Genomic DNA, 10,875 nt, shown 5'->3' with positions numbered 1-10,875 from the left:
CATCCATTCATTGGATTAACAAACATTCCTGGTCAAATAACCTATGAGTTCAGATTACCAAAACGGTGGGTAATGCATATGCAACACAATTGTTGGATGATTATAGTATAATTTCCTATATAACCGATGAAGAATCGCCGATTCAAATCAAAGATAATACTTTGAAAAGTAATGAAGAATATCTAACCACTGAAGACGAAAGCCATGCTGTGAAAGTGGATGACGGTGTAACTGGATATATAAATAATGCCAGTGTGATGACTAGTGGTGATGGATCTTATGGTATTTCTGTTGATAGTCAAAACAAAGTATTATATATAAGCGATAGCGATATTAAGACCTCTGGAAGCGTATCTAACAAAGAAAATAACCAAGATGTTAATGGAGGGATAACAGCCAGCGCAGTAGTCAGTGAATTTGGTGGCACCATCGTTATGAATGGTGATAATTTAGTCGAGACGGGGGGGGGCATATTCAGCGGGACTTTTAAGTCAGGTTAATGATTCTGGAAATGTGGAAAATAACACTCGTCTTGAAACCACAGATAAAACGATCATTGTTACCTCTGGGGAAAATGCAGTAGGTGTTCTTGCATGTTCAAGACCTGGAGAGTCTCGAACATGTGTCGATGCTGTAGATGATGAAGTTAGTGATTCTAACAGTTACGAAGTTATTAGCCGTGCTGATTTAAAAATGAATGGTGGTTCCATAACAACTAATGGCATTAATAGCTATGGTGCTTATGCTAATGGGAAAAAAGCATATATTAATTTAGATTATGTGGCACTTGAAACTGTGGCTGATGGAAGTTATGCAGTTGCTATTCGACAAGGTAACATTGATATAAAAAATAGTTCTATTACAACAACAGGCACTAAAGCCCCCATTGCAAAAATATACAATGGTGGAGAGTTATTTTTTTCCAATGTCACCGCGGTATCAGTAAAAGATAAAGGAATATCAATTGATGCATCAAATATCGATTCTCATGCCAAAATAGCACTATCAAGTGTTGAACTTTCAAGTGCTTTGGATAGTATTGATGTTAACAAAACTACAACGAATTTAAGCATCCTTAATCGAAGTATTATCACGCCTGGTAATAATATTCTGGTTAATAATACTGGGGGTGACTTAAACATAATTTCGTCCAACTCTACTCTAAATGGAGCGACTAAACTCGTTAGCGGCACAACCACGCTGAAGCTTTCAGAAAACACAATCTGGAATATGAAAGATGACTCCGTTGTTACCCATCTGACTAATTCAGACAGTATTATCAATCTTTCGTATGATGATGGTCAAACATTTACCCAGGGAAAAACGTTAACCGTAAAAGGTAATTATGTCGGTAATAATGGTCAGCTTAATATCCGCACTGTATTAGGTGATGATAAATCAGCTACGGATAGACTTATTGTGGAGGGTAATACTTCGGGTTCAACTACCGTCTATGTGAAAAATGCTGGAGGAAGCGGCGCGGCCACGCTAAATGGGATCGAACTCATAACTGTGAATGGCGATGAATCTCCAGCAGATGCCTTCAGACAAGGTGATGCAAGGATTGCAGCTGGAGCTTTCGAATATCAACTAAAACAACAAGGCAAAAACTGGTATTTGACAAGTTATCAGTCAGTGAATGAGGAGGATAACAGCTCAGAGGGAAATTCAGAATCAACAGAAACGCCCACCCCCGTCCTGCGCCCCGAAGCTGGAAGTTACGTCGCCAACCTGGCAGCCGCTAACACTCTTTTTGTTATGCGTCTGAATGACCGTGCAGGTGAAACGCGCTACATCGATCCTGTAACTGAACAGGAGCGTTCAAGCCGACTTTGGCTACGTCAAATTGGCGGGCATAATGCCTGGCGTGACAGCAACGGACAGTTGAGAACGACCTCGCATCGCTACGTCTCGCAGTTAGGGGCCGATCTGTTAACCGGTGGTTTTACCGACAGTGACAGTTGGCGTTTGGGAGTGATGGCTGGTTATGCCCGCGACTACAACTCAACTCATTCCAGCGTGTCGGATTATCGTTCGAAAGGGAGTGTCAGAGGCTATAGCGCAGGGCTGTATGCCACCTGGTTTGCCGATGACATCAGTAAAAAAGGCGCATACATTGACGCCTGGGCGCAATATAGCTGGTTTAAAAACTCGGTGAAAGGGGATGAATTAGCCTATGAATCCTATAGCGCGAAAGGCGCAACCGTCTCGCTGGAAGCGGGTTACGGCTTTGCCCTGAATAAATCCTTTGGTCTGGAAGCGGCGAAATATACGTGGATCTTCCAGCCACAGGCACAGGCTATCTGGATGGGCGTCGATCATAATGCGCACACCGAAGCCAATGGCTCACGTATTGAGAATGACGCAAATAACAACATCCAGACCCGACTTGGTTTCCGCACTTTTATTCGTACTCAGGAGAAAAACAGCGGTCCGCACGGTGACGACTTTGAACCTTTTGTTGAAATGAACTGGATCCATAACAGTAAAGATTTTGCTGTCTCAATGAACGGCGTGAAAGTCGAACAAGACGGGGCGCGTAATTTGGGGGAAATTAAACTTGGCGTAAATGGCAATCTGAATCCGGCGGCCAGCGTCTGGGGTAATGTGGGCGTGCAGCTGGGTGATAATGGCTACAATGACACCGCAGTGATGGTGGGCCTGAAATATAAGTTCTGATCCCCGTTAGCTAAAATACCGCGTCGAATTCATCGACGCGGTAACATATGAAATATTATTTTTTGCCGATAGCACGCATGGTGTCATCAATTGCCGTGATCAACAGCATTTGCGGGTCTTTAGCGCAAACCTGATTCAGTTTTTCTACCACTTTGGCGCTCAGTTCCGGAGATTGCTCAATTTTTAAATCACGGCTGGCAACGCTGGCATTACCCATTACCGCAACAATTTCTGCAACCTGTGCGCTGTCAGTTTTTGCCATTTCGTTGGCTTCTGCGCAAGTAATATAGGTTTCTGACGGCAAACCGTTTTTAATATTGTAGTCCTGCGCCCAGGTCATTGGTGCGAAAACAAACAGGCCCGCCAGTAAAGCAAATTTTTTCATCATCATTCCTTATTTCATTTTACCCAGAATTGCACCACCCGTACCGCCAATCACGGCACCTTTAATCGCCCCTTCGAGGCCATTGCCGGTCAGAACGCCAGTGACAGCACCAACGGCGGCACCCACTTTTGCACCTTTACGTGCATTTTTACCGTCGCGGCCTTTTTCTGTTACTGCACCAACACCAGCGCCAACAGCTGCACCTTTCAGTACGCCATTAACACCATTGCCAGTAAGTAATCCAACGCCTGCGCCTAGCAATGCACCTTTCGTGGTGCGGTTCATATCCGCCATCGCTGGCGTGGAGCAGAACAATGCTGAGATAAGCCCGAAGGCAAGTATTTTTTTCTTCAACTTAGATGTCCGGTATTAAGTAAGTTGCACACACAATAATTTCGTCTTCAATTAAGATCTGCTTAACTAAAGAACGCTCGCTATTATTCAGATAATTCAAAATGAGCGTGGCTGTGATGATAGGAATTATGTTTTTTACGTGAATGAGAATAATCTTAAATGAGGAATAACTCATTGATTGACAATATTTTTATTCAAGAAGTGTCATTGACTGTTAACGCAATGTTGTAATGGTAAGATAATCTGATTTATCAATATTATTGTGTGATTTTTATGTGAGCAGAAGATATTCATCAGCAACGATTACATTAGTCATTTTATTTTGCCGACGGCCTCATTGTCGAAAGATAAGCGTACGACAGTATTATCTGAAAAGAGTGATTTTTTATCCAACTACACTTCAGCGCACTGCGTTTAAAAAATGCCTCTTTCTTATGCGGGATATCATCATTTCATCATGATGTCTTTGGTGAGCGGTGAACACAATACACCTGCGCTGTCTCTTCAGGATGAATCCCCTGGTCTGGTGCCTGCGGGCTGATGTTGCAGCCGAGCTAAGGTCACTTAGACGCTACTATCATTTATCCAATGGCATGGAATCGAAATCAGTCGATACCCGCAGTATATATCGTGAACTGGGTGCAACGCTGAGTTACAACATGCGTCTGGGGAACTGTATGGAAGTTGAGCCGTGGCTGAAGGCGGCTGTGCGCAAAGAATTTGTCGATGATAACCGGGTGAAAGTGAATAATGACGGTAATTTCGTCAATGATTTGTCGGGCAGACGTGGAATATACCAGGCAGGTATTAAAGCCTCATTCAGCAGTACGTTAAGCGGGCATCTCGGGGTGGGGTATAGCAACGGTGCCGATGTGGAATCCCCGTGGAACGCGGTGGCTGGTGTGAACTGGTCATTCTGACCATCAACGATTAAACTGCACTTCGGCACAGTTTTCGTTTACAGGATGTTAAAAGAGAAAATTCTGGGGTAAAAAAAGCCCGCCAGTTACGGCGGGAAACCTCATCCTATGGGAGAACAATGAATAATGAATAATGAAATTGCGGGGTTATCATCTCCCAGTATATCCATACCAACAATAAGGTTATTTACTCAACCAGGCATAAACATTTTTTTTGTGCGTGGGAACATCCTTAAGGTGTAAAGGGGGAGGTGGAAATAGCAATGAGGAGTATCAGCAAGAATACTCGCCGCTTTACCACAACGTGGATGAGAGGGATGAAAAACTCAAGGCAGAGATAACTCTGCCTTGAAGATAAATGCGCTTTTACAGCGGGATTATTTCAGCTCTTCTGCTTCCGGTAAGGTCACGTTCAGCTCAAGAATAGAAATATCGCCATCTTTTTGCTCAAGCTGTACGGTTACCATCTCAGGATCAATTTGTACGTATTTACAAATGACCTCAAGAATATCTTTACGCAACTGCGGCAGATAATGCGGTTCTGCATCGCTGCGACGGCGTTCAGCAACAATAATCTGCAGCCGTTCTTTTGCAATGTTGGCTGTGTTTTTCTTCCGCGAGAGAAAGAAATCGAGTAATGCCATAACTTATCCTCCGAACAAGCGTTTGAGGAAGCCTTTCTTCTCTTCTTCAATGAAGCGGAAAGGACGTTCTTCTCCCAACAGACGTTCTACGGTATCTGCGTAGGCTTTACCCGCATCGGCGTTAATGTCGAGAATGACCGGTTCACCCTGGTTAGAGGCGCGCAATACTGATTGATCCTCTGGGATCACGCCGACGAGTTTGATGCGCAGGATCTCCAGCACATCTTCCATGCTCAGCATGTCACCTCTGCTTACGCGGCCTGGGTTATAGCGCGTTAACAGCAGGTGCTCTTTAATAGGCTCTTCGCCATTTTCTGCGCGGCGTGATTTTGACGCCAGAATGCCTAAAATACGGTCAGAGTCGCGTACTGAGGAGACTTCCGGGTTGGTGGTAATAATGGCTTCGTCTGCAAAATAGAGTGCCATTAACGCACCGGTTTCAATCCCTGCCGGGGAGTCACAAACGATAAATTCAAAATCCATCGCTTTCAGATCATCAAGAACTTTAGCGACCCCTTCACGGGTGAGGGCATCTTTATCGCGTGTTTGCGATGCCGGCAGAATATAGAGATTTTCAGTACGCTTATCTTTAATTAACGCCTGATTTAGCGTTGCATCGCCCTGAATGACGTTGACGAAATCGTAAACGACCCGGCGTTCGCAACCCATAATCAGGTCGAGATTACGCAGGCCGATATCAAAATCTATCACGACAGTTTTCTTTCCCTTCTGGGCCAAACCAGTGGCGATGGCCGCGCTGGAGGTTGTCTTACCAACACCCCCTTTGCCCGAAGTAACAACAATAATGCGTGCCATAGAAATTCCTTGTTAAAAAGGGATCAATTTAACGGTTGAACGGTCAAAGCGTTTTCGACTAACTGCAGTCGCGCCGCTTTGCCATAAAATTCTGCTGGGATTTGATCACTCAGCCAGTATTCACCTGCGATGGACACCAATTCCGCCATCAGGTTCGTACAAAATATTTGCGTTTCCCGGTCACCACTTGCCCCTGCAAGCGCACGACCGCGCATCATGCCATAGACATGAATGTTCCCATCGGCAATCAATTCGGCCCCAGCGCTAACGTGGCTTGTAACAATCAGATCACATTGTGGAGCATAAATACGCTGACCGGAACGCACCGGGGTATCTATTAAACGCGTTTTTGTGACTGGCGTTGTATTTTGCGCTGGAACCTGCGGTGCGGGAGCTGGACGTGGCGCTTTTTCCTTTCCTTCCGTCAGGATAGGCAGCCCCATTTTTTCAATTTCGGCTTTAAGTTGCGCATCTTTGCAGCCACTTACGCCAATAACCCGCAAACCGGTTGCCGAAACCGCCTTATGCATCGCTGACCAGTTTACCGGGTCTTCCAGTGCACTGACGTTGAGTACAACGGGGGCATGTTTTAAAAATGCGGGGGCCTGAGCGATTTTGTCTTCCAGCGCCTGATGGATAACCTTAGGTTCTGCCTCATGCAGATGAACCACAGATAAAGTGAAGCTACTGCCTTTAAGCTCGATTGGCGTGTTTGACATCCTGGCCTTACTCAATTAGCTATTAATCATCGCCAGCGCGCGATGATGTTCCGAAGACTATAAGGCATGTTATAGTCTGGATTATATTGAGGCAAGTCACCCTCCCATTTATTCAGAGTAAAAGTCTATTCTGTGATAAATGGCGCTGATTCATAGCTTAAAAAATACCCTTGTCAATCAACCCATTGCCGTCGTACTTTTGATTCTTCTTATTTACGCTTCCTTTTTCCGCACCCTAATCGTGACAGCATCTTTAGACCTGTTTAAATATCCAGTATTGAGGCAAGTGTATTTTTTCACCATGCCAGGCTTTCTTAACTTTCCATTTTTTGCAGCATCATTAAAGAACAGATACCCGTTATCTTAATATCCGCCACAGAATTGCTCTATCATAGAAACCGCAGAAGACGTCTGATACTTCTGTCAGGTCATCGTAACTCGTCCAGGTCAGCGGTTTTGATTACGGATTGATGATGAAATGAGCATAAGTGTTGTACGGTTGGATTATCAGGATGTGCTATGAATATGATGCGTATTTTTTATATCGGATTGTCAGGTGTGGGGATGATGTTCTCATCAATGGCGTCTGGAAATGACGCTGGCGGACTTCAATCTCCGGCGTGCGGCATTGTTTGTGACCCGTATATTTGTGTGAACTCAGATGGCATTTCCCCAGAGTTAACAAGGAAATATCTCGGCGAAAAAACCGCTGAAAACTTACAATCATTACAAGGCTACGATCCCAGCGAATTTACATTCGCTAACGGTGTATTTTGCGATGTTAAAGAAAAATTATGCCGTGATGATCGTTATTTTGGTGTAGATGGTAAGCGGAGTGGAAAAATCAATCAAACCACCACAAAGATGTTATTTATGTGTCGTGAGTGATGTCTTGTTTACATTATGTTCTATTCGTCATTAACCTCTTGAGCGACAGAGAGGAGTGGGGCGTTAACGTTTATGACGGGGAGAGTCCCCGTCGGTTGACATTTACTTAATTTGAATATCGACGTTATATTTTTTAGTTTTGTTTTTACGGGCGTCGTTTCGGGTTTGCAGCACTCGCAGCTCATATTTGCCAGAAGCAGGGAGTGAGTATTGTCCGTGACTATCGAGTTCTGGGGAATATCTGGATAAATCAACAGAATCATCGATTCCTGGCCCGAAGAGGTAAGTATCAGCACCTTCATTAGAGATACTCACATGCACTTTCTGACCTTTTTTGGCATAGAAGGTATATGTATCGTAATCGTATCCCTTTATTTCGCCGGAGTACTGAGCGCTGCTATGGCCTTTTCTGAACTCAACATTGACATTCTTACCCGCAGCAAAGCTCGTGGAGGTTAGCAGTGCAAGCAGCAATACAGCCTTACTGATGCTCTTGATTTTCATTGGTAGTCTCCTGTTCAGAATGAGTACGATGAACTGTTATAATATAACAATCCATTACGGGAGAATTCCAGTGGCTTTCCTGCGTTCGGTAAAATCCCGTCGCGGCATTTTTGCCGGGGGGATTACTTATAAAGGGGGCATGGACTCAACAAACCGTAGAATCTACAGCTGGCTGGCTTGTGGCGCGGGTTTCATTGATGTTAGCTTATGCCAAAACCTGGCATCTTAAAGAGTAAAAGTATGTTTTGTGTGATTTATCGAAGCAGCAAGCGTGACCAGACCTATTTATATGTCGAAAAAAAAGACGATTTTTCGCGTGTTCCTGAGGAACTGATGAAAGGTTTTGGTCAGCCTCAGTTAGCGATGATTCTGCCGCTGGATGGGCGGAAGAAACTGGTCAATGCCGATATTGAAAAGGTTAAACAGGCATTAACCGAGCAAGGTTACTATTTGCAGTTACCGCCACCACCCGAAGATTTGCTGAAGCAACATCTTTCCGTCATGGGGCAGAAAACAGACGACACTAACAAATAACCGATATCCGGCGGTGGCATTATCTTTGTCGGCGCGGGTTTTCATATCCACGATAAGGTGAGGGGAACGTTATGTATCAACATCACAACTGGCAAGGTGCGCTGCTGGATTATCCGGTGAGTAAAGTAGTCTGTGTTGGCAGTAACTATGCCAAACATATTAAAGAGATGGGCAGCGCAGTGCCCGAAGAGCCAGTGCTGTTTATTAAACCAGAAACGGCACTGTGCGATCTGCGGCAGCCATTGGCGATCCCATCCGATTTCGGTTCAGTTCATCATGAAGTCGAACTGGCGGTGTTGATTGGCGCGACGCTGCGTCAGGCTACGGAAGAGCATGTCCGCAAAGCCATTGCCGGTTACGGCGTGGCGCTCGATCTGACGTTGCGTGATGTTCAGGGAAAAATGAAGAAAGCCGGGCAGCCGTGGGAAAAGGCTAAAGCGTTTGATAACTCTTGTCCGCTTTCCGGGTTTATTCCCGCGGCGGAATTCACCGGCGATCCGCAAAATACAACGCTGGGCCTGAGCGTAAACGGCGAACAACGCCAGCAAGGTACGACTGCGGACATGATCCATAAAATCGTTCCGCTGATCGCTTATATGAGCAAGTTTTTTACCCTCAAGGCTGGTGACGTTGTGCTGACAGGCACGCCTGATGGCGTCGGCCCGTTGCAAAGCGGTGATGAGCTGACAGTCACTTTCGATGGGCATTCTTTGACAACTCGCGTTTTGTAATACTTTTTGCCGCCTGAAAGCGGCGGCAAAACTTGCATCGCTGTGCCAGACTGGTTATAAGGTGCGTTTTAACGTAATGGCGGAACACCTGATGAGCGATGTACCTTTCTGGCAAAGTAAAACCCTGGACGAAATGAGCGATGCGGAATGGGAGTCGTTGTGTGATGGTTGCGGTCAGTGTTGCCTGCATAAACTGATGGATGAAGACACCGACGAAATCTACTTCACTAACGTCGCCTGTCGCCAGCTCAATATTAAAACCTGTCAATGTCGGAACTACGAACGTCGTTTCGAGTTTGAACCCGACTGCATTAAATTAACCCGTGAAAATCTGCCAACATTCGAATGGCTGCCAATGACCTGCGCTTATCGTTTGCTGGCGGAAGGTAAAGATTTACCTGCGTGGCATCCGCTGCTTACTGGTTCGAAAGCGGCAATGCATGGTGAACGTATCTCTGTGCGTCATATCGCAGTGAAAGAATCAGAAGTGATTGACTGGCAGGATCATATCTTAAATAAACCTGACTGGGCGCAGTGATAAATTTAATAGATGTTGATGGGGGCTTTCTTAATATACGTCTGGATGCTCGCCATTTCGTAGCCCTGTTTTTGAAAGCGCTCTGTCATAATGAGAGTTACCCGATACCTTATTATCAACAGGTAACTCTCAATCTTTAAAAAACGTCTGTATTTTTAAATGTGATAAACTTTATACCTTGAGTACATGGAGAGAATAATCGCTTATCAGACTTCAGGTACCTCAAAGAGTGTCTTTTTACCGTGTCTTTTCTGATACTCATTACAGGTGTTAATCATTTTTTTTGCCGCTTCTTTTAGCAAAGAAAGCATTAAATCATCATAATCAACATAGAATCTGGTTGTTTCAGTTTCCGTTTTTATCTCCCCGATGGCGGCTATTTCGGTGGTTAATTTCAATTTGGCGGCATCGATATCTTTATTCGCTTGTTTAACCGTGTTAGACAGGGTGGTAAAGAAACTCTGCACAGATTTTAACTTGTTCTTCAATTCTGGAATCAGTTTCCCTTCAACTACGCCCGCGGCAATAGAATAGGAAATGATTAATCCAAATGGACCGGCGACGACACCGGCTGCGGCACCGGCATACGCTTCCTTCCTGATTTTATCTACCTGTGACTGGAAATAGCTGCTTTTTTCTGAAAAATCATTGGTTAACTGGCTATCTAACGCCAGCAGTTTCCCGGAAGCGTTGTTGAAACTTTGTGAGCTTACCAGCAGGGATTTTTGCGCTTCATTCAGCTTCGTGATGCCGTCATCCAGTACCTTAATGAGAATGTCTTTCTGGGCGGATGCTTTCTTCTCATTGTACTCATCAAATAGCAAAATATACGCTGCGAGCAATTGCGTCGCAACACCACACCATTCATACACTGTTTGGGTTGCTTCAAAATACTTATCCTGGCTATCCATAAGTAAGGTTTTAATATCGCCAACTAAAACGGAGGCTGCCTGTGAATACTCCTGTTTAAAGCGACTTAACTCTTTTATGGTTTCATCAAAGGTCTGCCAGGGGATGACCTGATCGAGATATTTATTATAAAGATCCAATGCTCCATCTGCGGTTTCGATTGCGTTTTTAACTACCTTGGATTTGCCCCTATATTTCCAGACATCTGTTATCACTTAACCCATTACAAGCCCGCTGCCGCAGATATTCCCGTG

The 10,875-nt window shown here is 44.8% G+C and carries 14 protein-coding genes and 2 pseudogenes; 8 read left to right on the top strand and 8 right to left on the bottom strand.

Annotated features, from left to right (window positions below):
• Positions 1 to 53: 53 nt before the first annotated feature.
• Positions 54 to 2,679, top strand: a pseudogene (ycgH, locus tag OQV04_RS21360) (autotransporter YcgH).
• A 55-nt stretch (positions 2,680 to 2,734) separates the two neighbouring features.
• Here ycgH and OQV04_RS21355 read toward each other — a convergent pair.
• The 3 genes from OQV04_RS21355 to ymgI are packed head-to-tail and all read right to left on the bottom strand — an operon-like array spanning position 2,735 to position 3,593.
• On the bottom strand, positions 2,735 to 3,070 hold the full coding sequence (locus OQV04_RS21355; RefSeq protein ID WP_000979977.1) for a YmgD family protein: 336 nt from the start codon (positions 3,068 to 3,070) through the stop codon (positions 2,735 to 2,737).
• Between the two features lie 3 nt (positions 3,071 to 3,073).
• Positions 3,074 to 3,418 (bottom strand): YMGG-like glycine zipper-containing protein, encoded by a 345-nt coding sequence (locus OQV04_RS21350; protein ID WP_000726974.1) that lies wholly within the window; start codon positions 3,416 to 3,418, stop codon positions 3,074 to 3,076.
• A gap of 1 nt (position 3,419) precedes the next feature.
• Positions 3,420 to 3,593: a protein YmgI gene (gene ymgI, locus OQV04_RS21345; RefSeq protein WP_000122462.1), complete on the bottom strand. Its 174-nt coding sequence runs from the start codon at positions 3,591 to 3,593 to the stop codon at positions 3,420 to 3,422.
• A gap of 100 nt (positions 3,594 to 3,693) precedes the next feature.
• On the opposite strand from ymgI, the gene ymgJ reads away from it, so the two are divergent.
• From ymgJ to OQV04_RS21330, 3 genes and pseudogenes are all read left to right on the top strand, one after another.
• Positions 3,694 to 3,879 (top strand): protein YmgJ, encoded by a 186-nt coding sequence (gene ymgJ / locus OQV04_RS21340; protein WP_001328621.1) that lies wholly within the window; start codon positions 3,694 to 3,696, stop codon positions 3,877 to 3,879.
• A complete protein-coding gene (locus OQV04_RS21335; protein WP_001131446.1) occupies positions 3,840 to 3,959 on the top strand; it encodes a hypothetical protein in 120 nt (39 codons plus the stop codon). Before ymgJ ends, OQV04_RS21335 begins: the two co-directional genes overlap by 40 nt.
• Before the next feature lie 34 nt (positions 3,960 to 3,993).
• Positions 3,994 to 4,338 (top strand): annotated as a pseudogene (locus tag OQV04_RS21330) (autotransporter outer membrane beta-barrel domain-containing protein); the annotation flags it as partial.
• A 377-nt stretch (positions 4,339 to 4,715) separates the two neighbouring features.
• Here OQV04_RS21330 and minE read toward each other — a convergent pair.
• Genes minE through minC form a run of 3 tightly spaced genes read right to left on the bottom strand, consistent with a single transcriptional unit; the run spans position 4,716 to position 6,517 of the window.
• The gene (gene minE, locus OQV04_RS21325; RefSeq protein WP_001185665.1) at positions 4,716 to 4,982 is read right to left on the bottom strand and encodes a cell division topological specificity factor MinE; all 267 of its coding nucleotides are present in this window, start codon (positions 4,980 to 4,982) and stop codon (positions 4,716 to 4,718) included.
• A 3-nt stretch (positions 4,983 to 4,985) separates the two neighbouring features.
• Complete coding sequence (gene minD / locus OQV04_RS21320; RefSeq protein ID WP_000101055.1) at positions 4,986 to 5,798, bottom strand: septum site-determining protein MinD; 813 nt, start codon at positions 5,796 to 5,798, stop codon at positions 4,986 to 4,988.
• 23 nt (positions 5,799 to 5,821) lie between these two features.
• Complete coding sequence (minC, locus tag OQV04_RS21315) at positions 5,822 to 6,517, bottom strand: septum site-determining protein MinC (protein ID WP_032223756.1); 696 nt, start codon at positions 6,515 to 6,517, stop codon at positions 5,822 to 5,824.
• A gap of 519 nt (positions 6,518 to 7,036) precedes the next feature.
• On the opposite strand from minC, the gene OQV04_RS21310 reads away from it, so the two are divergent.
• Positions 7,037 to 7,405, top strand: a complete 369-nt coding sequence (locus OQV04_RS21310; protein WP_032280758.1) for a YcgJ family protein — start codon at positions 7,037 to 7,039, stop codon at positions 7,403 to 7,405.
• A gap of 102 nt (positions 7,406 to 7,507) precedes the next feature.
• Here the strand turns inward: OQV04_RS21310 and pliG are convergent, their stop codons facing one another.
• Positions 7,508 to 7,909, bottom strand: a complete 402-nt coding sequence (pliG, locus tag OQV04_RS21305; RefSeq protein WP_000695220.1) for a g-type lysoyme inhibitor PliG — start codon at positions 7,907 to 7,909, stop codon at positions 7,508 to 7,510.
• Between the two features lie 240 nt (positions 7,910 to 8,149).
• Here pliG and OQV04_RS21300 point away from each other — a divergent pair, with 240 nt between their 5' ends.
• From OQV04_RS21300 to OQV04_RS21290, 3 genes are all read left to right on the top strand, one after another.
• Positions 8,150 to 8,443: a YcgL domain-containing protein gene (locus tag OQV04_RS21300; RefSeq protein ID WP_001295992.1), complete on the top strand. Its 294-nt coding sequence runs from the start codon at positions 8,150 to 8,152 to the stop codon at positions 8,441 to 8,443.
• A 71-nt stretch (positions 8,444 to 8,514) separates the two neighbouring features.
• Positions 8,515 to 9,174 (top strand): fumarylacetoacetate hydrolase family protein, encoded by a 660-nt coding sequence (locus OQV04_RS21295; protein ID WP_000284277.1) that lies wholly within the window; start codon positions 8,515 to 8,517, stop codon positions 9,172 to 9,174.
• A 91-nt stretch (positions 9,175 to 9,265) separates the two neighbouring features.
• The gene (locus OQV04_RS21290) at positions 9,266 to 9,712 is read left to right on the top strand and encodes a YcgN family cysteine cluster protein (RefSeq protein WP_001306825.1); all 447 of its coding nucleotides are present in this window, start codon (positions 9,266 to 9,268) and stop codon (positions 9,710 to 9,712) included.
• Between the two features lie 206 nt (positions 9,713 to 9,918).
• On the opposite strand, the gene hlyE is transcribed toward OQV04_RS21290, so the two are convergent.
• Positions 9,919 to 10,833: a hemolysin HlyE gene (hlyE, locus tag OQV04_RS21285; protein WP_247806828.1), complete on the bottom strand. Its 915-nt coding sequence runs from the start codon at positions 10,831 to 10,833 to the stop codon at positions 9,919 to 9,921.
• Positions 10,834 to 10,875: the final 42 nt, after the last annotated feature.

Origin of the sequence: Escherichia sp. Lx600-2, from assembly GCF_036662595.1 — a bacterium.
Lineage (GTDB): Bacteria > Pseudomonadota > Gammaproteobacteria > Enterobacterales > Enterobacteriaceae > Escherichia > Escherichia coli.
Note: the sequence above shows the minus strand (reverse complement) of the source record. Positions and strands in the feature narration are given on the sequence as shown.

Excerpts from the sequence above, each read along its gene's own strand:
- OQV04_RS21295 (WP_000284277.1), top strand. The coding sequence starts at position 8,515 with ATGTATCAACATCACAACTGGCAAGGTGCGCTGCTGGATTATCCGGTG.
- minC (WP_032223756.1), bottom strand. The coding sequence starts at position 6,517 with ATGTCAAACACGCCAATCGAGCTTAAAGGCAGTAGCTTCACTTTATCT.
- OQV04_RS21300 (WP_001295992.1), top strand. The coding sequence starts at position 8,150 with ATGTTTTGTGTGATTTATCGAAGCAGCAAGCGTGACCAGACCTATTTA.
- OQV04_RS21290 (WP_001306825.1), top strand. The coding sequence starts at position 9,266 with ATGAGCGATGTACCTTTCTGGCAAAGTAAAACCCTGGACGAAATGAGC.
- minD (WP_000101055.1), bottom strand. The coding sequence starts at position 5,798 with ATGGCACGCATTATTGTTGTTACTTCGGGCAAAGGGGGTGTTGGTAAG.
- ymgI (WP_000122462.1), bottom strand. The coding sequence starts at position 3,593 with ATGAGTTATTCCTCATTTAAGATTATTCTCATTCACGTAAAAAACATA.
- pliG (WP_000695220.1), bottom strand. The coding sequence starts at position 7,909 with ATGAAAATCAAGAGCATCAGTAAGGCTGTATTGCTGCTTGCACTGCTA.
- minE (WP_001185665.1), bottom strand. The coding sequence starts at position 4,982 with ATGGCATTACTCGATTTCTTTCTCTCGCGGAAGAAAAACACAGCCAAC.
- OQV04_RS21310 (WP_032280758.1), top strand. The coding sequence starts at position 7,037 with ATGAATATGATGCGTATTTTTTATATCGGATTGTCAGGTGTGGGGATG.
- OQV04_RS21335 (WP_001131446.1), top strand. The coding sequence starts at position 3,840 with ATGCCTCTTTCTTATGCGGGATATCATCATTTCATCATGATGTCTTTG.
- OQV04_RS21355 (WP_000979977.1), bottom strand. The coding sequence starts at position 3,070 with ATGATGATGAAAAAATTTGCTTTACTGGCGGGCCTGTTTGTTTTCGCA.